The organism is Actinokineospora sp. NPDC051303, assembly GCF_055586285.1.
Genome location: NZ_JBVJIN010000028.1, coordinates 1 through 21327, shown reverse-complemented (window position 1 = coordinate 21327; position 21327 = coordinate 1). Strand labels below are relative to the sequence as shown.

General features: G+C 70.8%; 19 protein-coding genes and 1 riboswitch. Of the genes, 10 read left to right on the top strand and 9 right to left on the bottom strand.

All coding sequences use genetic code 11. The features are described 5' to 3' along the window. Positions 1-64 precede the first annotated feature (64 nt). The 5 genes from ACZ6SD_RS21215 to ACZ6SD_RS21195 all read left to right on the top strand — a co-directional run bounded on the left by ACZ6SD_RS21215 (position 65) and on the right by ACZ6SD_RS21195 (position 6034). Positions 65-478, top strand: a complete 414-nt coding sequence (locus ACZ6SD_RS21215) for a hypothetical protein (RefSeq protein WP_465318686.1) — start codon at positions 65-67, stop codon at positions 476-478. Next, complete coding sequence (locus tag ACZ6SD_RS21210) at positions 478-1410, top strand: universal stress protein (protein ID WP_465318685.1); 933 nt, start codon at positions 478-480, stop codon at positions 1408-1410. Before ACZ6SD_RS21215 ends, ACZ6SD_RS21210 begins: the two co-directional genes overlap by 1 nt. A gap of 111 nt (positions 1411-1521) precedes the next feature. Then, positions 1522-2001, top strand: a complete 480-nt coding sequence (locus tag ACZ6SD_RS21205; RefSeq protein ID WP_465318684.1) for a hypothetical protein — start codon at positions 1522-1524, stop codon at positions 1999-2001. Between the two features lie 339 nt (positions 2002-2340). Continuing rightward, the gene (locus ACZ6SD_RS21200; RefSeq protein WP_465318683.1) at positions 2341-5028 is read left to right on the top strand and encodes an AfsR/SARP family transcriptional regulator; all 2688 of its coding nucleotides are present in this window, start codon (positions 2341-2343) and stop codon (positions 5026-5028) included. 79 nt (positions 5029-5107) lie between these two features. Beyond that, positions 5108-6034: a nucleoside hydrolase gene (locus tag ACZ6SD_RS21195; RefSeq protein ID WP_465318682.1), complete on the top strand. Its 927-nt coding sequence runs from the start codon at positions 5108-5110 to the stop codon at positions 6032-6034. On the opposite strand, the gene ACZ6SD_RS21190 is transcribed toward ACZ6SD_RS21195, so the two are convergent. The 4 genes from ACZ6SD_RS21190 to ACZ6SD_RS21175 all read right to left on the bottom strand — a co-directional run bounded on the left by ACZ6SD_RS21190 (position 6025) and on the right by ACZ6SD_RS21175 (position 11485). Continuing rightward, complete coding sequence (locus ACZ6SD_RS21190; protein ID WP_465318681.1) at positions 6025-6675, bottom strand: hypothetical protein; 651 nt, start codon at positions 6673-6675, stop codon at positions 6025-6027. The two genes, ACZ6SD_RS21195 and ACZ6SD_RS21190, sit on opposite strands and share 10 nt — an antisense overlap. A gap of 98 nt (positions 6676-6773) precedes the next feature. Then, positions 6774-7925, bottom strand: a complete 1152-nt coding sequence (locus tag ACZ6SD_RS21185; RefSeq protein WP_465318680.1) for an SWIM zinc finger family protein — start codon at positions 7923-7925, stop codon at positions 6774-6776. Next, complete coding sequence (locus ACZ6SD_RS21180; protein ID WP_465318679.1) at positions 7922-10699, bottom strand: DEAD/DEAH box helicase; 2778 nt, start codon at positions 10697-10699, stop codon at positions 7922-7924. Before ACZ6SD_RS21180 ends, ACZ6SD_RS21185 begins: the two co-directional genes overlap by 4 nt. A 36-nt stretch (positions 10700-10735) precedes the next feature. After that, positions 10736-11485 (bottom strand): cobalt-precorrin-6A reductase, encoded by a 750-nt coding sequence (locus ACZ6SD_RS21175; RefSeq protein ID WP_465318678.1) that lies wholly within the window; start codon positions 11483-11485, stop codon positions 10736-10738. A gap of 50 nt (positions 11486-11535) precedes the next feature. Between ACZ6SD_RS21175 and ACZ6SD_RS21170 the strand changes: the two genes are divergently transcribed. Continuing rightward, positions 11536-12627 carry a cobalt-precorrin-5B (C(1))-methyltransferase gene (locus ACZ6SD_RS21170; RefSeq protein ID WP_465318677.1) on the top strand — a complete coding sequence of 364 codons (1092 nt, stop codon included), beginning with the start codon at positions 11536-11538 and terminating at the stop codon, positions 12625-12627. Here ACZ6SD_RS21170 and cobM read toward each other — a convergent pair. Genes cobM through ACZ6SD_RS21145 form a run of 5 tightly spaced genes read right to left on the bottom strand, consistent with a single transcriptional unit; the run spans position 12621 to position 15884 of the window. After that, a complete protein-coding gene (cobM, locus tag ACZ6SD_RS21165) occupies positions 12621-13364 on the bottom strand; it encodes a precorrin-4 C(11)-methyltransferase (protein WP_465318676.1) in 744 nt (247 codons plus the stop codon). The genes ACZ6SD_RS21170 and cobM overlap by 7 nt on opposite strands. Next, positions 13361-14539: a precorrin-6y C5,15-methyltransferase (decarboxylating) subunit CbiE gene (cbiE, locus tag ACZ6SD_RS21160; RefSeq protein WP_465318675.1), complete on the bottom strand. Its 1179-nt coding sequence runs from the start codon at positions 14537-14539 to the stop codon at positions 13361-13363. Before cbiE ends, cobM begins: the two co-directional genes overlap by 4 nt. Before the next feature lie 39 nt (positions 14540-14578). Further along, positions 14579-14782: a DUF397 domain-containing protein gene (locus ACZ6SD_RS21155; protein WP_465318751.1), complete on the bottom strand. Its 204-nt coding sequence runs from the start codon at positions 14780-14782 to the stop codon at positions 14579-14581. Continuing rightward, positions 14782-14991: a DUF397 domain-containing protein gene (locus tag ACZ6SD_RS21150; RefSeq protein ID WP_465318674.1), complete on the bottom strand. Its 210-nt coding sequence runs from the start codon at positions 14989-14991 to the stop codon at positions 14782-14784. Before ACZ6SD_RS21150 ends, ACZ6SD_RS21155 begins: the two co-directional genes overlap by 1 nt. A 23-nt stretch (positions 14992-15014) precedes the next feature. Beyond that, on the bottom strand, positions 15015-15884 hold the full coding sequence (locus tag ACZ6SD_RS21145) for a helix-turn-helix domain-containing protein (protein ID WP_465318673.1): 870 nt from the start codon (positions 15882-15884) through the stop codon (positions 15015-15017). Positions 15885-16062: 178 nt separating this feature from the next. Between ACZ6SD_RS21145 and ACZ6SD_RS21140 the strand changes: the two genes are divergently transcribed. The 4 genes from ACZ6SD_RS21140 to ACZ6SD_RS21125 all read left to right on the top strand — a co-directional run bounded on the left by ACZ6SD_RS21140 (position 16063) and on the right by ACZ6SD_RS21125 (position 21151). Next, positions 16063-16293, top strand: coding sequence for a hypothetical protein (locus ACZ6SD_RS21140; RefSeq protein ID WP_465318672.1), 231 nt, complete (start codon positions 16063-16065; stop codon positions 16291-16293). A gap of 61 nt (positions 16294-16354) precedes the next feature. Continuing rightward, positions 16355-16479, top strand: a riboswitch (cobalamin riboswitch). 305 nt (positions 16480-16784) lie between these two features. Beyond that, entirely contained in the window at positions 16785-19166 is a 2382-nt protein-coding gene (locus tag ACZ6SD_RS21135) for a magnesium chelatase subunit D family protein (RefSeq protein WP_465318671.1), read from the top strand. A 9-nt stretch (positions 19167-19175) separates the two neighbouring features. Continuing rightward, positions 19176-19790 carry a cob(I)yrinic acid a,c-diamide adenosyltransferase gene (cobO, locus tag ACZ6SD_RS21130; protein WP_465318670.1) on the top strand — a complete coding sequence of 205 codons (615 nt, stop codon included), beginning with the start codon at positions 19176-19178 and terminating at the stop codon, positions 19788-19790. Then, positions 19784-21151, top strand: a complete 1368-nt coding sequence (locus tag ACZ6SD_RS21125; RefSeq protein ID WP_465318669.1) for a cobyrinate a,c-diamide synthase — start codon at positions 19784-19786, stop codon at positions 21149-21151. The genes cobO and ACZ6SD_RS21125 overlap by 7 nt, the downstream gene beginning before the upstream one ends. The last annotated feature ends 176 nt before the right edge of the window (positions 21152-21327 follow it).

The window sequence follows — 21327 nt, the reverse complement described above, 5'->3', positions numbered from 1 at the left end:
CATCTGGCGATAGTCGGACGAGCTCCGCCGGAGTCGCCCGCGCGCGGCGGGGTACCCCTTCCTAGTGATAGAGCGCGACGGCCTTCGGCGTCCGGGCGGTGGACCGCTGCCCGGGGTCGTGCTCTGCGTGTTCGCGCTGTCCGCGTGCGGGGTGTCCGACGATCCCCCGAGCACTCCCCCAAGCCCCACCAGCACGGTCCCGGCGACCTCGGACACCGGGGCCGGGGTGCTCACCCTGCGCGGACGGGTGAGCCACGGGATCGAGCCCGGCTGCCTGCTCCTGACCGATGGCGACCAGACATATCTGCTGTTGGGCGCGCGGGAGCGGCTGCCGGAGTCGGGCGAGATCACCGTCCGCGGCCGACCCCGGCCGGAGATGGCGACCACCTGCCAACAGGGCGTCCCGCTGCTGGTCCTGGACGTGCTCGACGCGGACGAGGCCCCGCCCAGTTCCGATTCGCCCCCGAGAGGACCGTGATGACCGCCCTGACCACCGGAGCCGTCGTCGTCGGCTACGACGGCTCGACGGGATCGCAGGACGCCCTAGCCTGGGCCGCCGATGAGGCCGGGAACCGCGGGCGCCCGCTGGTGGTCGCGCGGGTCGTGGAGCCGCAGTGGCCGGTCACCGGGTTCCCGATGACCGTCACCCACGATTTCGCGTTCGACCAGGACCTGATTCGCAACGCCGCGAACACCGAACTGACCGAGGCCGCCGACGAGACCCGCGCCGCGCATCCCGAGCTTGAGGTCACCCCAGTGCTGCTGGACGGCCCCCCGGTGCGGCTGCTGGCCGCGCTCGTCCACGACACCGAGGCCACGCTGCTCGTGCTGGGCTCCTCAGGCGCCAGCGGAGCCGTGGACGCCCTGCTGGGGTCCACCGCCACCACCCTGGTCCGCTCACCCACCACCCCGACGGTGGTGGTCCGCGGCGCGTCTTATGCCACAGGACCGGTAGTCGTCGGTGTCGACGGGTCACCCACCAGTGAGCGCGCGCTGGGCTTCGCCTTCGACCACGCCGCCCGCCACGGCGCCGCGTTGGTGGCGGTGCACGCCTGGTCCGACCGCCCGATCGACGCGGTCATCTCGGCCCTGTTCCGCGCCGAGGGCGACAACCGACCGATCGACGCGGCGGAACTCCTGGTCAACGACCAACTCCACCGCTGGAGCGGCGACTACCCGACCGTGCCGGTACGCGCCCTGCACAAAACTGACCGCCCCGCGCACGCCCTCCTCGAAGAAGCCCAGGGCGCCCGGCTCCTGGTCGTCGGCAGCCACGGACGAGGCATGCTCAGCAGGCTGGTGACGGGTTCGGTGAGCCACGCGGTAGTGCACCGCTCGCCCTGCCCGGTCGCGGTCGTCGGGCCCTTGCGCGAGAACCCCGCCGCGGAACCGGGACCCGAGTCCGCGTAGCACCGCGTCGGGAGACCTGGGCCGCGGCTCCCCCTGTTAGCGATCGGTTAGCGGACGAGGTCAGTGTTCGACCTGTTCCACCAGCCAGCAGCAACCAGGGGTGAGACAACCATGATCAGACAAAGAATCCGACTGGTGACCGCGGCGTTGTTCGCGGTCGGCGTCCTGTTCGGCGGGAGCGGCGTGGCCACGGCGGCGCCGGTCTCCGAGCCTGTGTCGCACACGACGGTGAGCAGGCAATCCCTGACGCCGACGGGCACGGCGGGCCAGGAGTCCTTCCAGCAGTCGTGTTTCGGCTACACCGGGACCTTCCGGGATGGGACTGTCGTCAGGCTTGTGGACTGGGCCACCGTTTCGGACGAATGCTTCGGCATCGCCCCCGACCGCACGATCTGGCACGCGTGGCCGAACTCGGGGGGTTGGAAACCGATGCCGGGCAATGGCCGCGCTGACCACACGGGAACGATCTACCTGGAGAACACCAGCACCGGCAGCCGGGTGGTCACGGTGTGGGTGAACAACGGCACCGGCAACTGGTGCCAGAGCTACGCCCCCGGTTCCGGGTGGTCGGGACGCTGGTACGACTGTTGAGAGGTGCGGCGGAAGTGACCGCCGCCGAATAGATCACCGGGCCCGAACCCGACATAGCCGTCCAGTTTCACGGAACATCTCGTGCCGGAGCCGACAAGGCTTCGGCACGAGATCTGGAACGGAAATCCTGTGCGTACACCACCCACGCCGGAATTTCCCCCGAACAGGCTACCCCGAGGTGAACACCGATGTGCGAGGCTGGTCGTGCCGAAGTCGTGGGGGACGGGGGACGGCGCGATGGGAACAGAGGCGGCAGACTGGGATTTTCGCGTGCTGGGGCCGGTGCGCGTGTTTCGGGGCGGCGCCGAGTTACCAATCGGCACACCGCAGGCGAAGGCCGTGCTGACAATCTTGCTGCTGTCGGCGGGCGAGATTGTGCCGCGTTATCGGCTCGTCGACGAACTATGGGGTGCGGAACCACCCGCGTCCGCCAAAGTGAAGATCCAGGGATTGATCTCGCAATTGCGCCACGCGCTGCCCGGGTTGAACATCGTCACCAGGGGCACCGGTTATCTGTTGCGCGTTTCCGCGGGAGAGTTGGATGTGGACCGATTCCGCGGCGATGTCGAAGCCGGGCGCGCGTTGGTCGCCGACGGCGAACTCGAATCCGGGTCGCGCCGGTTGGCCGAAGCGCTGCGGCGCTGGCAGGGCCCGGCGCTGGCCGATGTCACCGTCCCCGCCGCGCGGGTGGCGGCCGCGCAGTGGCAAGAGTTGTTCCTGGCGGCGACCGAGGAACGCATCGAGGTGGACCTGGAGCTTGACCGGTGTGCGCGGGTCGCGGCCGAACTGCCGAATCTGATCGCCGCGCACCCGTTCCGGGAACGGCTGCGCGGTTTCCTGATGACCGCGATGGCCCGGTCCGGAAGGATCGCCGAGGCCCTGCGGGCGTACCGCGACTGGCACCGAGTCCTCGCCGATGAGCTGGGCGTTCCCCCTTCGCCCGCGATGCAGGCCCTGCACGCGGCGATTCTGCGCGCCGAGCCCGGTCTGCGGCCGCACAGCTACTCGGTCCTGCGACGGCGGGGCGGGCCGTGCAGGCTTCCCCTCCCGGAGGCCGATTTCACCGGCAGGCACAGCGAATTGGCGGAGCTCACCCGGCTGCTGACTCCCGCGCCCGGCCGGGACGCGCCGCCGATGCTGATGCTCACGGCCGCGGGCGGCATGGGCAAGACCGCACTGGCGGTCAAACTCGCCCACGAGGTCAAAGCGAGCTACCCGGACGGAGTTCTGCTGGTCCCATTGTGTGGAACCAGCACCGAGCCGCTGACTCCGATGGCGGCGTTGTCACGGTGCCTTCAAGCGCTCGGTGTGCCCGCCGACATGCTGCCCGCGGACCAGCCTGGCTGCGCTGAACTGTTCCAGGACATGCTTTCCGGCCGCCGGGTGTTGGTGGTGCTCGACGACGCGCTGGACGAACACCAAGTCCGGGCGCTCACGCCGGGTGAGCCAGGCTGCGGGCTGATCGTCACCAGCCGCCTGCCGATCGCCGGACTCACGGGCGTCCAGCACGTCCCGCTGTCGGGGATGCCCGCGGCGCACGCCGCCGCGCTGCTGGCGCGCATCGTCGGACAGGACCGGCTCGACAACGAGCGGGCGGCAACGGCCAAGGTACTGGAACTGTGCCGCGGGGTGCCGCTCGCGCTGGCGATCGTCGGCCGCAGGCTCGCCGACCAGCCCGGCCTTTCCCTGGCGGAGGCCGCGGGCGCGGTGGCCGACGAGGCGGTCGCGCGGACGGGCGACGTGGCGGCGCAGTCCGCCTTCGCTTTCAGTCAGCGCTACCTGCGACCGGAGCACCTCCTGTTGTTCCGTAGGCTCGGCCTGCTGCCCGGGGTGACCTTCTCCGGGTGGGTGGCCCGCGCGTTGCTGGACGCCGGGGCTGAGGCCGACTCGTTGGTGGACGACCTCGTGCGCTGCCACATCGTGCAGTCGGTTGGACCTGGCCGGTACCGGCTGCACGACCTGCTGCTGTCGTTCGCCCGAGAACAGGCCGGGAAAGATCCTGAACCGGACCGGCGGCAAGCCGTCACCCGCGTTCTCGGCGGATGGCTGTGGCTGGCCGAACGCGCCGCTGAGGGTCTCCCCAGGAGCGTGCTGCGCCCGCTGCCGGGCGACGCGTTCCGCTACCCCGTCGACTTCGACGTCCGCACCGCTCCCTATGCCTGGTTCAACCTTGAGCACCAGGCACTGGTATTCGCCGTCGGGCTCGCCGCGGACCTCGGGATGGGCGACCTGGCGTGGGAGATCGCCGTGGTCGCCGCCGTCTACTTCGACCACATGGGGCTTCGGGGAGAGTGGTTCCGGTGCCACCGCCGTGCCCTGCCCGCGGCGAGGCGGGCGCGGTGCGATCGCGGGGTGGCGGCGTTGCTGCGCGGGATCGGCCAGCTGCACATCTACTGGGACAACTTTCCCGAGGCGATGGCCGCCTTGGCCGAGTCGGGTCGGATCAGCGAGCGGATCGGCGACCGGCACGGCGTCGCCCGAGCGCTCGCGGGCACGGCTTCGATCCTGCGCGAGACCGAACGCCACGATGAGGCGGCGGCGGCCGCCCTGTGCGCGCTGGACCTGCTGGTCGAGGTCGGCGACGTGAACGGCGCCGTCCAGGTCCGCAACGGACTGGCCGCCGTCCGCATCGCCCAAGGGCGACCGAAGGAGGCCAAGGCGTTCCTGGACACGGCGATGCGCGCCTGCGCCGAACTCGGCGACGACCACCGCACGGCCAATGTCCTGCAGGTGTATTCGCAACTCCACATGAGCGAGAACGACTGGCCCGCCGCGATCCGCTGCCTGGCCCGCGCCCTGGAGACCTTCGATTCCCTGGGCGACGAACGCTGCACCGCGAACGTCCGCCTGATGCTCGGCCAGGCCTACGCCGCCCTGGGCGATCACGAAGCCGCCCGCAACGCCCTGATCAACGCGTCCGTCCAGTTCGTCCAGGTCGGAAACGGCAAGGGCGAGGCGACCTGCGCCCGGCTCCTCGGAGTCCTCGCCGCGAGCCGGGTGGCCGCCCCCGCCACATCCCGCTGGTGATCTCGGGCTCACCGCCCCCGTCGAGCGCGGGCGGTGGTGGGACGCTCTGGGTGATCGGCGGAGAAGGACAGCGGACGGTATGAGCGGTGACGAGCTGAACTGTGAGCGTGAGCGCCCGATGGCCCCGGATGAGCCGCTCATCGTGGACACCGACGTCGGAGGTGATCCGGATGACGCGGTCGCGTTGGTGTTGGCCGCTGCCGAGCCGTCGCTGGCGCTGGTGACCACGGTGGACGAGCTGGGTGGGCGGCGGGCGCGGTTCGCGCGGTTGTTGTTGGACCTGGTGGGGCGCGCGGACGTGCCGGTGGTGGCGGGGGCGGCTCTGGGCAATACCCGGCTGGACTGTGTGGACGGACTGGTTCCCGACGCGGTGCCTGACCAGCCGGGCGGGGTCGTGGACGCCGTCGCCAAGGTGTGCGCGGGGGTCGAGGGGCCGGTGCGGTGGGCCGGGCTCGGGCCTGCGTCGAACCTGGCGGAGGTGCTTGCGGCGCGACCGGATCTGGCTGACCGGTTGGCCGTGACTCAGATGGGTGGGGCGCTGCGATACCGCGATCCGACGCGCGCGGAGCACAACTTCCGGGTCGACCCCGCCGCGGCGGCGACCCTGGTGCGTTCGGCCCACGTGCCGAGCCTGGTCCTGTCGGACACGACGTTCACTCCGCAAATCGAAATCCGCCGCGACGACGCCCTGCATCGCAGGCTCGCCCACCCTGGGGCGCCGCCGTGGGCGGGGCTGCTGGCGGCGCACATGGCCCAGTGGTTCGAGCGTTTCCACCCAGCCACGCTCCAACACGACGCGCTCGCCTTGTCCGCCGCGCTTCAGTTGCCGTATGTGGAGTTGGCGCGTGAACGGGTGGTGTTGGACGAGATCGGCCGGATGACCACAGCCCCGGAGGGCCACCTGGTGCGGCTCAGCGTGCGGGCCGACTACCCGGCGTTCTTCGGGTGGCTGGAGCGCGGCCTCGACACCGCGCTCCAGCCAGATCGGTGCGCCGATCAAACATAGCCGGACTCGGTCATCCGACACCCGTCAACAGTGATCCGGTGCGTCTGCCCTGAACCGCCCACCACCCGCGACCAGCTCTTGACCTCAAGTTCCTGTCCCTGCAGGACGTAGTAGAAACCCCCATACATCCCAGGCACCGGAAACGACATCCGGCCGTCGGAGAGTTCGGTCAGCAGGTCAAGTTCGGGCAACCGCAGCTGATGCTTGTCGACCAAGTCGGCCGCGCGCTCGCGGACAAGGTCGTGAAAGTGCTTCTGGAGGGCGGCAAGCACGTCGGTGGGCACGGGATTGCGGATCACTGGCGTGAGCAGGCCACCGAGGTGCGCGTGCCCTCCGCGCAGTGCGATATCGAGTGGCCGGTCACCCGCCGCTGTGCGCAGAGTCAGCCACGGGCCATGGCTGACCAGGGCCCGGACGACCTCGGGATTCGCACCGTGCCAAGCCGCCTGATGCACCGGCGTATACCAACTGGCGCCGCCCGGACGCCAGGCGTTGACCAGCTCTGGAGACTTGGCGAGTTCCTCCAGCACACTCTTCCAGTCGCCGTCATGCGCCGCCGACGCGAATCTGTCTCGCCGCGCCAGGTAGTCATCCCCGTAGGTGGTGCGAAGTGTTGCTCCGTCCCACTCAGCACTATCCACATTCCACCTCGCGCCAAACCGGAAGCATGTACTCACGACGCCCCGTCAGGAGCAGCTAACAAGTTCCCCGGCGCGACGGACGAGCGGGGAAGGCCAGGTTAGCTCAGCACCGACAACAAGGCCGAGGCGATGTCGCGCTGCGGCGGGCCCGCGGGCCACCAATCGCCAGCGGAGGGGCGGTAGGGGTACCAGCGGCCGTCTTTGCCGTAGCGGAGTTGGACTTCGCCGATTGTCCAGTGGTTTCGCCAGATGGTGACCTCTGGTGGGGTGTCCTCCCAGGAGTTGGCCAGGGCGTCGTGGGCGCGGGCAAGGTCGGTTCGGGGTGGGGCCCAGGGGGTTTCGAGGACTTCGAGGGCGGGCTGGCCGCCGGTGTGCCAGGCGGCGATGGCGCGGTCGAGGGTGGGGTGGCGTTGGCGGAGGCGGTCGGTTGTCGCGGGGTAGGTGGCGGCGTAGCGGACAGTGTCTGGCCAGCGTGGAAGGTCGGTGATGTCGCCGGTCAACCACTGGCGGGCGCGGGTGGCGGCGTCGGTGGCGAGGAGTTCCAGGGCGGCCGGGTCGATGCCCTCCGCGGCGGGGAACGACAGGGGCGGGGCGGGCGCGTCGGGGATTGGGGGTGGGGCGGGGAGGGGGTGTGGGGGCTGGGCGAAAACGGCCGCGGCCGGGGTGCCGGGGGTGTCGGGGGCGGCGGTCTCCAGGCCGTGGAGGGCGGCCAGGAGTTCTTGTTGGCCTTTGCCGCGCAGCAGCAGGAGGATGAACGGGTCGGCGTCGAGCAGCCAGGCCGCCTGGTAGGACAGGGCGGCGGCGTGCCTGCACGGCAGTTCCCAACCGGGGCAAGGACATTCCGGGTCCAGGTCGCCGATTTCGGGCAGCAGGCGAACACCGGCGTCGGCGGCGGCGTCCACCAGGTCGGCGGGCATGTCGCCGTCCAGGAGGGCGGCGATGTGGCCCGCCTGGGCGGCCACCTGACCCAGGAACCGGCTCCATTCGGTGTCGGACAACGGTTCCAGCCGCACCATCGTCTGGTAGCTGGTGTCGTCTTCGTAGTCGCGGACCGTGGCGGACAACAGGCCGGGGCTGACGGTGATCGCGCCCACGTAACCGGTGCGGGCGTACTTGCGGCCTTGGCGCAGTTGAGCCTGGTCCAGTGCGGTGTCCTCGACCGCCTTCACCCAGGCTCGGCCCCACCAGGACCGCGCGAACGACCCCGGGCCGCGAGACGGAGGGAAAGCGGGGAAGCCGCGCGCGGTCATCGGATTCCCCGCAGTTCCACCAGGTCCGCCAGTTCGGCGTCGGTCAGCTCGGTCAGCGCGGCTTCGCCTGCGGTGAGGATGGCGTCCGCCAAGTCCCGTTTGGACCGCAGCATTTCGGCGATGCGGTCCTCCACGGTGCCTTCCGCGATGAGGCGGTGCACCTGGACCGGCCGGGTTTGGCCGATCCGGTAGGCGCGGTCGGTGGCTTGGTCTTCGACGGCCGGGTTCCACCAGCGGTCGTAGTGGACCACGTGGTCGGCGCGGGTGAGGTTCAGACCGGTTCCCGCCGCTTTCACCGACAGGAGGAAGACGGGGAAAGCGCCTTCTCCGAACTCTTTCACCAAGCTCTCGCGGCGCGGCACGGGAGTCGCGCCGTGCAGGAACCCGGTCGGGACGCCGCGATCGCGCAGGTGCCGCTCCAAAAGCCGCGCCATCGTGACGTACTGGGTGAAGACCAGGACGGCGCCGTCTTCGGCCAGAATCGTGTCCAGCAACTCGTCCAGCAGTTCCAGCTTTCCGGAGCGGCCAGTGAGCCGGGCCTTGGATTCCTTCAGATACTGCGCGGGATGGTTGCAAATCTGCTTGAGCGCCGTCAGCAGCTTCATGATCAGGCCGCGGCGGGCCATCCCGTCGGCCTCGCGGATCGCGGTCATGGTCTCGCGCACGACAGCCGTGTACAGCGCGGCCTGCTCGTGAGTAAGAGACACGGGCTGGTCGGTTTCGGTCTTGGGCGGCAGTTCGGGGGCGATGCCGGGGTCGGATTTGCGCCGCCGCAACAGGAACGGCCGCACGAGCCGCGCCAGGCGGTCGGCGGTGGCGTCGTCGTGGTCGGCTTCGATCGGCTTCGCCCAGCGGGAACGGAAATGCCCCAGGGTGCCAAGCAGGCCGGGGGTGGTCCAGTCGAGCACCGCCCACAGCTCGGACAGATTGTTCTCGACGGGAGTGCCGGTGAGGGCGACGCGGGCGCCCGCCGGAATGGCTCGCAATGCCTTGGCGGTGCCCGAAGCCGGGTTCTTCACGTGCTGCGCCTCATCGGCCACGAGCAGACCCCAGCGGTGCCCGCCGAGCCGTTCCGCGTCAAGCCGCATCGTGCCGTAGGTGGTGAGCACAAAGCCGTCCGTAGCGCCGTCGAGCGAACGGCCGGCGCCATGGAACCGCCGCACGGCGGTGCCGGGCGCGAACCGCTGGACCTCCCGTTCCCAGTTCCCCAAAAGCGAAGCAGGACACACGACCAGCGTCGGGCCAGCGGTGTCCACATCGGACTGACGGTGCAAGTGCAGGGCGATCAACGTGACCGTCTTGCCCAAACCCATGTCGTCGGCGAGACATCCGCCAAGCCCCAGCGATGTCATCCTGGCCAGCCACCGCAGGCCCCGAAGCTGGTAGTCGCGCAGGGTCGCGTCGAGCGCGGCGGGCTGCTCGACCGGCTCAGCGCCGCCGTCAGGATCGGCGATGCGGGCCCGCAGCGCCTCCAACCAGTCGTCGGCGACGACCTCGACCGTGCGCCCGTCGACCTCGGTCGACCCGGCAAGCGCCACCCCCAGCGCTTCCAGCGGCGTGATTGGCTTGAGTTCGCGGTCGCGCGCCTTGCGGGCCAGGTCCGGGTCGACCAGCACCCACTGGTCGCGCAGCCGCACCACCGGCCGGTGCGCCTCGGCGAGCCGGTCGAGTTCGGCGCGGGTCAGCGGCTGGTCGCCGAGCGCGAGCTGCCAGTCGAACGACAGCAGGCCGTCGCCGCCGAGCACCGAGCGCAGGTCGGACGGCGGCGAGTCGGACCGGCCGACCATGGCCCGCGCGGTGAGGGTGCCGACCAGGTCGCGCGGCCAGTGCACGTCGATCCCGGCGGCGGCGAGCCGGGGCGACTGGGTGAACAGGTCGTTGACCTCGGCGTCGTCGAGCACCAGCCGGTCGGGGACGCCTTGGAACAGCAGCCGGTCGAGCACCGGCCAGGTGCGGGCGGCGCGGCGCAGGGCGCGGGTCAGCTCGACACGGGCGCTCGCGCCCAGGCCGTGGTCGGTGCGCTCCCACAGCTCTCCCGCGTCGACCATCACGGCCGGGTCGGCGAGCGAGTGCGCCTGGACGACGGCGTGGAAGGCGCCCTCGGCGTAGCCGCCCGCGACTTCCAGCCGCAGCGAGACCCGCACGCCCGCGTCGATGCCCGCCGACAGCTCGTCGGACCAGGACCGCAGATGCGGCACCCGGTTCGGCGCGCGGGAGGCGAACAGCGGGCTTCCGGTGGCCAGCGGCGCGGCGGCGGTGCGCGGCATCCCGTCGGCCACGGCGTCCACGAAGGCCCGGACGAGGGTGTGCGCGTCGGGCAGTTCGAGCGGGTCGCGGTCGGGCAACGGGGTCGCGCGGGCCTCGGCGGGCATCGCGGCGGCGAGTTCGCGCAGCCGTTCGGCGTCGGCCGCGTCGAGCGGCCCGGCGCGCCAGGCGTCGAACCCGCCCGGCGACACTCCGGGCACGATCCGGCCGCGTGCCACCAGTTGCAGGGCGACGAGCACGACCGCGCCCCAGAACGCGGCGGCAGGGTGGGCGGCCGGGTCACGACGGGCCCGGGTCAGGACCGGGATCGCGTCGGCGACCGACAACCGCATCGCCGCGACGGTCACAGCCTCGACGGTGTCGCCGCGCGGAGCCGCGACGACGAGGTCGCCCAGGTCGCCGTCCGGCACCTCCCCATGGAACGCGATGACGCCCGCGCGCGGCGGATCGGCGACTTCCATGACTGCCGCGCAGCGCGCCAGTCGGGCGGCGGTCTCGGCCGCGAGCATGACGTTCCCCCTTCCAGCCGGTCTTGTCGGGCCAGGCTAACCGCCGGGCTTCGGTGTCGAAGGGGGTACGGCTTGCGTCAGCCAACCGAGGATATGACCTACTGTCTCGACGATCGGAATGTCCGGTATGTCCGGTCGGCGGACGACCACCACCGGCAGCCCCAATCGCTCGGCCGCGTCGAGCTTGGCGACCGTCAGCGGACCGCCGCTGTCCTTGGTGACCAGCACGTCCACCCGGTGCTCACGCATCAGAGCAAGCTCGCCCTCCACCGAATACGGCCCCCGGTCCAGCACAAGATGGGTCCGCGCGGGCATCGGCGGGTCCGGCGGGTCGACGCACCGCACCAGGAACCACAGCGGCGACTCGGCGAACGCGGCCAGCCCCTGCCGCCCGGTGGTCAGGAAGACCCGCTCCCCCAGCGACTCGATCCGAACGGCGGCTTCAGCCAGATCCGCCACCCAGTGCCACCCCGGCCGGGACGCCCACCCCGGCCTGCGCAGCATGATCAACGGAACGCCCGCGGCATGGGCCGCCGACGCCGCCGAGGCGCTGATCCGCTCGGCGAACGGGTGCGTGGCGTCCACCACCGCGTCGATTCCCTCGTGCGCCAGCCATTCGGCGAGCCGCGCGGGCCCGCCGAACCCTCCGATCCGCACCTCGCCGACCGGCAGCTTCGGATTCCGCACCCGGCCCGCCAGCGACGAGACCACGTGGACGTCCCGCTCGTGCAGAGCGGCGGCCAGCGCCCGCGCTTCACCGGTCCCGCCGAGCACCAGCACCTTCACGACCGCACCCCCGCTGCCCTGTGGTCTCGGCCATCGTTCACGCTGGTGCCATGACCGGAGCACGACGCACGCCGGAAGGGCTGCGCTATGGCTGGACGACCGGGGCGTGCGCGACCGCGGCGACCACGGCCGCCTACACCGCGCTGCTCACCGGCGAGTTCCCCGATCCGGTCGGCATAACCCTCCCCAAAGGACAGACGCCCGCATTCGCCCTGGCGGTCGAGTCGTTGGCCGCCGAGTCCGCCATGGCCGGAGTGGTCAAGGACGCGGGCGACGACCCGGACGTCACCCACGGCGCACTCATCCGCGCCACGGTCCGGCACGGCGAACCGGGAACGGGCGTGACTTTCCGGGCAGGCCCCGGGGTGGGCACGGTCACTAAGGCGGGGCTGCCGCTGGCGGTCGGCGAGCCCGCGATCAATCCCGTTCCCCGCCAGCTGATCCGCGAGCACGTGGCCGCCGTGGCCGCGGCGCACAACGGGACCGGCGATGTGATCGTGGAAATCTCGGTCGACCACGGCGAAGAACTGGCCCGCAAGACCTGGAATCCCCGACTCGGCATCCTCGGCGGACTGTCCATTTTGGGCACGACCGGTGTCGTCGTGCCGTACTCGTGCTCGGCGTGGATCGACAGCATCCGGCGCGGCATCGACGTCGCCCGCGCCGCTGGCTACACCCATGTGGCCGGGTGCACCGGTTCCACGTCCGAGAAGACCGTGATGGCCCTCTACGGGCTGCCCGAAGACGCCCTGCTCGACATGGGCGACTTCGCGGGCGCGGTGCTCAAGTACCTGCGCCGCCATCCCGTGCCGCGCCTGACGATCGCGGGCGGCTTCGGGAAGCTGTCCAAGCTCGCCGACGGCCATCTCGACCTCCACTCTGGACGGTCGCAAGTGGACTTGCGCAACCTGGCCGAGACCGCGATCGCCGCAGGCGGTGACGCGGACCTCGCCGAGCGGATCGCCCAGGGCAACACCGCCCTGGAGGCGCTGCGGCTGGCCGAGGCCGCAGGCGTGCCGCTCGGCGACGCGGTGGCCGAGCGCGCCCGGCGAACGGCGGTGGAAGTGTTGCGGGGCGCGGAAATCGCCGTCGACGTGGTGGTGATCGACCGCGCCGGGACGATCGTGGGCCGCGCTCACTGACGCTCGCGCGCGGCCGAGTACAGGTGGCTCTCGCAGAAGCCGTCCGGGTCGAGCACCCGGCCCACGATGATCACCGCCGTGCGCTTGATCCCGGCCGCGCGAACCTGGTCGCCGATATCGGCCAGCGTGCCGCGCAAAATCACTTCGTCTGGCCGCGAGGCGTAGGCGACGACGGCGACCGGGCAATGCGAGCCGTAGTTCGGCACGAGTTCCGCGACCACCTCGTCAATCCGTTGCACGGCAAGGTGCAGCACGACGGTGGCCCGACTTTGGCCCAGTATGGCCAGATCCTCCCCGGGCGGCATCGGCGTCGCGCGGGCGGAGGTGCGAGTCAGCACGACGGTCTGACCGACAGCGGGCACGGTCAACTCACACCGCAGCGACGCGGCGGCGGCGGCGAAGGCGGGCACACCGGGCGTCACGTCGTAGGGCACGCCCGCCGCGTCGAGGCGGCGCATCTGCTCGGCCATGGCGCTGAACACCGACGGGTCCCCGGAGTGCAGCCGCGCCACATCGTGGCCTTCCGCGTGCGCGGCAAGCAGTTCGGCCATGATCTCGTCCAGAGTCAGATTCGCCGTGTCGACCTTCCGCGCCCCCGGCGGACACGCTTCCAACACCTCGTCCGGCACCAACGCGCCCGCGTAGAGGCAGACCGGCGACGCGGCGATGATGCGCTGGCCGCGCAGGGTGATCAGGTCGGCCGCGCCGGGTCCCGCGCCGATGAAATGCACCGTCATGTGTCCTCCTCCTTGGTGGCCGCCCACTGGGTGACCGGCATCATCGGCCGCCACCCGGTGAAGCCGCCGAGCGGCGCGGCGCGGCTGACCGACAGCCGGGTCAACTCACCGCCGACCTCGGCGTGCCACCGGGTGACCAACTGCTCGGACTCGACCGTCACCGCGTTCACCACGATCCGGCCACCGGGCCGCAGCGCCGCCCAGCACGCGGGAAGCACGCCGTCCGCGGTCACGCCGCCGCCCACGAACACCGCGTCCGGGGCGGGCAGACCGGAAAGCGCGTCCGGCGCCGCGCCGCGAACCACGCGCAACTCCGGCACACCCAGGGCCGACGCGTTGCGCTCGACGCGATCGGCGCGCTCAGGGTGCGGCTCGACGGCGACGGCCCGGCAGGCCGGGTGAGTCCGCGACCACTCGATGCCCACGCTGCCCGACCCCGCGCCCACGTCCCACAGGAGCAGGCCGGGTTCCGGGGCGAGCGCGGCGAGGGTGACCGCGCGGATCTCGCGTTTGGTGATCTGCCCGTCGTGCTCGTAGGCGTCGTCGGGCAGGCCGGGGGTGCGGGGCAGGTGCCGCGCGCCGACGCACTCGACGGCGACGATGTTCAGATCGCCAGCATCGGCCGCGAAGTCGGCTGCGGTCCCGGTGTCGACCCGCTCCCCCGGCCCGCCCAGCTCGGTCAACACGGTGACCGTGCTCTTGCCGAAGCCGCGTTCGCGCAGCAGAGCGGCGACGGCGGCCGGGGTGTGGGCGTTCTCGCTCAGCACCAGCACGCGCCTGCCGTTGTGCAGGAAGGCATTGAGCCGTTCGACGGGACGCGCGACCGCGCTCACGACATCGACGGAGTCGACCGCCCAGCCGAGCCGGGCGCAGGCCAGCGACACCGACGACGGCTGCGGCAGCACCCGGACGTCGGTGAACCGGCGCAGGGTCGTGCCGATGCCGTGGAACATGGGGTCCCCGCTGGCGAGCACGCACACCGACTGGTGGGCGTGCTCGGCCAGGATCTCGGGGATGGCGGGCACCAGCGGCGACGGCCACTCGACCCGCTTGGCTGTCAAGGACGGCGGAAGCAGAGCGAGTTGGCGGGCGCCGCCGACCACGACCTCAGCCGCGGCCAGCGCCGCTTGGGCGGCGGGCGCGAGTCCCGCCCAGCCGTCCGCTCCGATACCCACCACAGTCACCACGGACGGACACACTAGACGCCGGGTGGCTCAGGCCAGGTCGCCGTCCTTGACGGCGGTGACGAGCGAGGTGAAGCCGGACGGGCTCAGCCGCAGCACAGCGCCTTCGGAACCGCCCTTGCTGTCACGCACCAACGGCACCAAGCCCGCGAACGCCACCTCAACACAGTCATTCGTGTTCCCGTCACCGCCAGCGCCACTACTGCGGCTCGACTTGCGCCACACCAGCTCCATCACGCCTCCCGCACACTGGCGACCAGCGCCGCGAAGCCAGAGGCGCTCAACCGCAGCACACCGCCTTCGGAACCACCCTTGCTGTCACGCACCAACGGCACCGAGTTCGCGAAGGCCACCTCAACACAGTCATTCGTGTTTCCGCTGCCACCAGCGCCACTGCTGCGGCTCGACTTGCGCCAAACCAGACCCGCGTGACTCCCACTCATGACTTCACCACTCCGTTCCACAGTTATGACTCATCTGCTGAGGCGTACGAGCGTGCAGCCTTCAGGATAAGGGCCTTGGAGGCTGGCAAGCTCAACGCTGCAACCCGTTTGCGCTCCCAAGCGACCCGATACGGTTCAGTGGCGGACTGGCGGTCCCGAAAGAACGCCTCGCCGTGGGTGTCGACGCGCACCCGGTCGGTCGCAGGGTCGTTGTCGAGCCGGATGAGCAGGAACGAACTGCCCATGCCCGGGTAGCCACCCGCGCTGGTCGGCTGGATCTGGATTTCCACGTTCGGCAGGTCGCACATCGCCGCCAAGTAGGTCAACTGCTCATGCATGACCGCCGGGCCACCCACAGGCAGCCGCAGCGCGCACTCGTGGATCACCGCGCGCAACATGGGCGGGTTGGGCTGTGTCAGCGTGTCCTGCCGCCTCTTACGCACGCTCAACAGTTCGCCTACCCTCTCGGCTGGCATGATGTCGCCGTTCGTCTCGAACAAGGCGCGGATGTAGGTCTCGGTCTGAAAGTGCGCCGGGATGAGGTCGATGTGCACCATCAGGATCTCGGTCGCCTCGGTCTCCAACTCCAGCCACGCCCGCGTCTTCACTGACACGAAGGCCGGGAAGGTGCCCTTGTTGCCCCGGCTGCGCTTGGCCAGCTCCAGCAGGCCGTCAAGCTCGCTGGTTGTCAGTTTGTAGGCACTGGCGAGCACCTTCAGTTTGGCGCGGTCGACTGGGGCTTCGCCCTTCTCGATCCGCCCCATGGTCACCGTGCTCACGTCGATCAGGTCGTTGACGTCTTCGATCCGCTTGAAGCCCGCTCTCATGCGGAAACTCCGCAGGGCAGCGCCCAGTTCGCGGCGGTTGCCGCTGACCGTTCGTTTGGTCGCCATCGGGGTGTGAGTCCTCTTTTCGGGTGAATGTTGCAGTTTCAAACTGAAGCCTGACGAAGGCTTGCTAGCCTACTTGTGGCTGATAGTTGCACCGAAGGTACACAGAGAAGGGTCAGGTTGCATGTCCAGCAATGCTTACGAGCTAGTCAGGTGGGACGGTGAGGGCGTGGGAAGCCGGGTGACCACACTGCGAATCACTCGCTTCACCGACTCGACACCGACGGCACTTGCCCAAGGCCTGCGCAAATGGGCAGTAGAACAGCTCCACGAGGCGGGGGCGGCCAACGGCGAGTATACGGCGTACCTCATGCCGGTCGACGCGGAGGGTGACTACGACCGGGACGAGGCGGCGCACGTCGAGGAGATCCTTTGGTTCTACGACCGCGAACATGTGCCGGTAAACACCTGACCAGTGGTTGGTGCGGGGGCCGCCGTCTGCGACGATGCCAGACGACCAAGCAGGGTGTGCGAGGAAACCGGTGCGAGTCCGGTGCGGTCCCGCCACTGTGACCGGGGAGCGCCACTCCCCCGCGTGCCACCGGGGCGTCGCCCTGGGAAGGCCGGAGCGGCGCGGTGATCCGGGAGCCAGGACACTCGGCCCTGCCGGAGACCGACCCGGGCGCGGACCCGGAGTGAGGATCGCGGCGTGCTGCCTTCGCTTACCTTGGCACCGACTGCCCCGGCACCGGCCGCCCCGGCACCGACTGTCCCGGCACCGAACGTCCTGGCACCGGCTGCCCCGACGTCGAACGTCCTGGCGCCGACCGTCCCGGCACCGGCTGCCCCGGCACCGGCCGCCCCGGCACCGGCTGCCCCGCCGCCGAGCGTCCTGGCACCGACCGTCCCGGCACCGGCTGCCCTGGCACCGATTGCCCCGACGTCGGAAACCGGTGACCGCCGATGAACTACCCGTTCTCCGCCGTCGTCGGGCATGACGACCTGCGGCTTTCCCTGCTGCTCAACGCCGTGCATCCCGGGATCGGCGGTGTGCTGGTGCGCGGTGAGAAGGGGACCGCGAAGTCGACGGTCGTGCGTGCTCTCGCGGCGCTGCTGCCTGAGGCCGACGTGGTGGCCGGGTGCCGGTTCTCCTGCGACCCGGCCAGGCCCGACCCGCGCTGCCCGGACGGCCCGCACACCGGGGCCGAGTCCGACACCCGCGCGGCGCGGCTCGTGGAGCTGCCGGTGGGGGCAACCGAGGACCGGCTGATCGGCTCGCTGGACCTGGAACGGGCGCTGACCGAGGGCGTCCGCGCGTATCAACCCGGTCTGCTGGCGGCAGCGCACCGGGGCGTGCTGTACGTGGACGAGGTGAACCTGCTGCACGACCACTTGGTCGACCTGCTGCTCGACGCCGCCGCGATGGGCCGCGCGCACGTCGAGCGGGAGGGCGTGTCGGTGACCCACGCGGCGGCGTTCCTGCTGGTGGGCACAATGAACCCGGAGGAAGGCGAGCTACGCCCGCAGCTGCTCGACCGGTTCGGCCTCACCGTCGAGGTGCGGGCCGCCCGCGACGTCACCACCCGCACCGAGGTCATCCGCCGCAGGCTCGCCTTCGAGGCCGACCCGGCGGGCTTCGCCACCCACTGGTCCAGCGCCGACGCGGAGCTGGCGGCCAAGATCGTCGCCGCCCGTAAGGCCCTCCCCGAGGTCGCCCTCCCCCACTCCGAACTACGCCGCATCGCCGCCGTCTGCGCCGCCTTCGACGTAGACGGCATGCGCGCCGACCTAGTCCTAGCCCGCACCGCAATGGCCCACGCCGCCTGGCGAGGCGCCACCACCGTCGAGGAAATCGACGTAGCCGTCTCCGCCCGCCTAGCCCTCCCCCACCGCAGACGCCGCGACCCCTTCGACCAGCCCGGCATAGAACAGGCCCACCTAGAACAAGCCCTACGCCACGCCGCCCAAGAAGCCAACCAACCCCCAGACCCCGACGACCCCAACGGCGGCGGCTCCCCCAGCCCCCAAACCCCCACCGACCAGGCCCACAACTCTCAGCCCAACTCCCCCAACGCCCCCCACACAGAGCCCACCCTCCCTGGGGGCCATCCCCGATCCAGTCTACCGGGGGGCACCGACGAAAACGGGGCGTCGGATGGGCCTGTGGATAACTCGGCTGTGGATAACCGGGGAGATTCACCGGACGGAGTGAACGGTTCGCTAGGGGCGAACAGCGGGCCGGACAACTGGGGCGCGAACCGCTGGGACGGCGGCTCGGGTGACAGCGGCTGGGATAACCGGCCCTGGGACCAAGACGGCTCAGGCGACGACGGCCAAGGCCCCGGCGGCTGGGGCAAGAACGGCCAGAGCACCAGCGGCTGGGGCAACCGCGGCCGGGGCGACGGCACCGGAGGCGCGGGCGCCGATGGCGAGGGTCCGGGCGGCGCGGGCGAAAATGGCGCGGGCGGCGATGGCCGAGGACCTAGCGGCCTGGGCTCCGGGAATCCGGCCGAAGGCAGGTCCGTCGCGCCGGATGAGGCGTTTCGGGCGCGGGTGTTGGAGATCGACGGGGTGGGCGAAGGGGCTCCGGGCAGGCGGTCGCGGTCGCGCGGTGGGGCGGGGCGGGCGTTGCGCTCGTCGGCGACGCAGGGGTCCGGGGTGCATCTGGTCGGCACGCTGATCGCGGCGGCGCCGTTCCAGCGCGACCGGGGCCGCAGCGGGCCGGGGCTGCTGGTGCGGGCCGGCGACGTGCGGCACGCGGTGCGGGAGGGCCGGGAGTCGAACCTGGTGCTGTTCGTGGTCGACGCGTCCGGGTCCATGGCCGCGCGCAAGCGGATGTCGGCGGTGACCGGCGCGGTGATCTCCCTGCTGCGCGACGCCTACCAGCGGCGGGACAAGGTGGGCCTGGTGACGTTCCGCGGCGCGGAATCGGAGCTGGCGCTGCCGCCGACGTCCTCGGTCGAGGCGGCCGTGGCCCGGTTGCGGAACCTGCGGACCGGCGGCCGCACGCCACTGGCCGACGGGCTCATGCGCGCCCGCAAAACCCTGGCCACCGAACGCCTGCGCGACCCACGCAGGCGCGCGCTACTGGTTGTCGTCACCGATGGCCGCGCCACGGTTCCGTTGTCCCGCAACGGAAGCAACCCTGTCCACGATTCCCTCCGCGCGGCGGCGCTGCTCGCGGGCGACGGCATCGCCAGTGTGGTGGTCGACTGCGAGAGCGGTCCCGTCCGCCTCGGCTTGGCGAACACGCTCGCCGTCGCGCTGCGCGGAACCGGTCTGCGCCTGGAAGAACTGTCCGCCGACTCGGTCGCGGGTGTCGTCCGCGCCGCCCGCGCCGCATAAGGATTCGCCATGCCTCAAGGAAAACCGGCCGTCGTCCCACAGGACGGCCTCACTACCCGCCAGCGGCGCAATCGCCCCTTGGTCGTGGTCCACACTGGCGAGATGAAGGGCAAGTCGACCGCCGCGTTCGGCTTGGCGCTGCGCGGCTGGAACCAGGGCTGGTCGATTGGCGTGTTCCAGTTCGTGAAGTCCGCGAAGTGGCGCGTCGGTGAAGAATCCGCCTTCCTGGCCTTGGGGCGGCTGCACGACCAAACCGGCGAAGGCGGCCCGGTCGAGTGGCACAAAATGGGCGCGGGCTGGTCCTGGTCCCGCAAGTCGGGCACCGAGGACGACCACGCCGAAGCCGCCCGCGAGGGCTGGGCGGAAATCTCCCGCCGAATAGCCGACGAGCGCCACGACCTCTATGTCCTGGACGAGTTCACCTATCCCCTCAAGTGGGGTTGGATCGACACCGAAGACGTGATCACCACTCTCGCCAACCGTCCGGGCCACCAGCACGTCGTCATCACCGGCCGGGACGCCCCACAGTCCCTTGTGGACGCGGCGGACCTGGTGACCCACATGACCAAGGTGAAGCACCCGATGGACGCGGGCCACAAGGGCCAAAAGGGCATCGAGTGGTAGCCAGATTAGTCGTCGCCGCACCAGGTTCAGGCAGCGGAAAGACGACGGTGGCCACCGGCCTCATGGCGGCCCTGCGCCGCCAGGGCCACCAAGTGGCCCCCTTCAAGGTCGGCCCGGACTACATCGACCCCGGCTACCACACCCTCGCCGCCGGACGCCCCGGCCGAAACCTGGACCCGGTCCTGGTCGGAGAACACCGAATAGCCCCGCTGTTCCGCCACGGCGCACGCGGCGCGGACACCGCCATCATCGAAGGTGTCATGGGCCTGTTCGACGGCAGAATCGGCCACCAGGTGAACACGGGCGGCTTCGGCTCAACCGCGCACGTGGCCGAACTGATCGATGCCCCGGTCCTGCTGGTGGTCGACACCCGAGGCCAAAGCACCAGCCTGGCGGCCCTGCTGCACGGTTTCCGCTCCTACCGCCCAGGCGTGCGCCTGGCTGGCGTGGTCCTCAACCAGGTCGGCTCGGACCGCCACGAGCAGGTCCTCCGGGAGGCCTGCGCCGACGTCGGCCTCCCGGTCCTGGGCTCGGTCCGACGCGCGGCCGAGGTGGACGTCCCCTCCCGCCACCTGGGCCTGATCCCCGCAGCCGAACACGGCACCCCGGCAATACGCGCCGTGGAAGCAATGGCGGACCTGATGTCCACCTCAGTCGACTTGGCGGCTGTGATCCGAATCGCCCGGTCAGCCCCCGCCTTCAACGGTCCACAATGGAACCCCGAAGGCGAGGTAGCCCCCACAGCGGGACGACCCGTGATCGCGGTAGCAGGCGGCCCCGCATTCACCTTCGGCTACGCCGAACACACCGAACTACTCCGCGCGGCAGGCGCGGAAGTCGCCATCGTCGACCCAATCCGCGACAACCACCTCCCCGAAGGCACAGCAGGCTTAGTGCTGCCAGGAGGTTTCCCCGAGGCCCACGCGGAAGCCCTGTCCACCAACGAACCCCTGCGGAACGAGGTGGCCGCACTAGCCCGCTCCGGCGCTCCCGTGCACGCCGAATGCGGCGGACTGCTCTACCTGGTGACCAAACTGGACGGCCACCCCATGTGCGGCGTACTAGACGCCGAAGCAGCAATGACTCCACGCCTCCTACTCGGCTACCGAGACGCGGTAGCAGCCACCACCTCCCCGTTGCACCCAGAGGGAACCCGAGTCTCCGGCCACGAGTTCCACCGCACCCACACCCTCCCCACCCACGGAACCCCCCCAGCCTGGCTCTGGCGCGACCACGATGGCACCACCCGCCGCGAGGGCTTCATCCAAGGCAACCTGCACGCGTCCTATCTACACACCCACCCCGCCGGAAACCCCACGGCCATCCAGGACTTCACTACAGCCTGCACGAAAACGCCCTAGAGATCCGACCCACACCCGCCACCCGCCATCAACTCGACGGGTTGGGACAGCGCACCCGCCCACTCGCCAGACAGCACCCAACGCTGCCAGGTGCTCGATGGGGTGGAGTGGTTTCTTCGGGGGAGAAGGAAGATCGCTAAGCTGGCTCCGCACGTGTGAGGCCGAAGGCATCCCAC

Coding starts and splice junctions, on each gene's coding strand:
- ACZ6SD_RS21210 (WP_465318685.1), top strand. CDS start 478: ATGACCGCCCTGACCACCGGAGCCGTCGTCGTCGGCTACGACGGCTCG.
- ACZ6SD_RS21205 (WP_465318684.1), top strand. CDS start 1,522: ATGATCAGACAAAGAATCCGACTGGTGACCGCGGCGTTGTTCGCGGTC.
- ACZ6SD_RS21195 (WP_465318682.1), top strand. CDS start 5,108: ATGAGCGGTGACGAGCTGAACTGTGAGCGTGAGCGCCCGATGGCCCCG.
- ACZ6SD_RS21185 (WP_465318680.1), bottom strand. CDS start 7,925: ATGACCGCGCGCGGCTTCCCCGCTTTCCCTCCGTCTCGCGGCCCGGGG.
- ACZ6SD_RS21180 (WP_465318679.1), bottom strand. CDS start 10,699: ATGCTCGCGGCCGAGACCGCCGCCCGACTGGCGCGCTGCGCGGCAGTC.
- ACZ6SD_RS21170 (WP_465318677.1), top strand. CDS start 11,536: ATGACCGGAGCACGACGCACGCCGGAAGGGCTGCGCTATGGCTGGACG.
- cobM (WP_465318676.1), bottom strand. CDS start 13,364: ATGACGGTGCATTTCATCGGCGCGGGACCCGGCGCGGCCGACCTGATC.
- ACZ6SD_RS21155 (WP_465318751.1), bottom strand. CDS start 14,782: ATGGAGCTGGTGTGGCGCAAGTCGAGCCGCAGTAGTGGCGCTGGCGGT.
- ACZ6SD_RS21150 (WP_465318674.1), bottom strand. CDS start 14,991: ATGAGTGGGAGTCACGCGGGTCTGGTTTGGCGCAAGTCGAGCCGCAGC.
- ACZ6SD_RS21145 (WP_465318673.1), bottom strand. CDS start 15,884: ATGGCGACCAAACGAACGGTCAGCGGCAACCGCCGCGAACTGGGCGCT.
- ACZ6SD_RS21135 (WP_465318671.1), top strand. CDS start 16,785: ATGAACTACCCGTTCTCCGCCGTCGTCGGGCATGACGACCTGCGGCTT.
- cobO (WP_465318670.1), top strand. CDS start 19,176: ATGCCTCAAGGAAAACCGGCCGTCGTCCCACAGGACGGCCTCACTACC.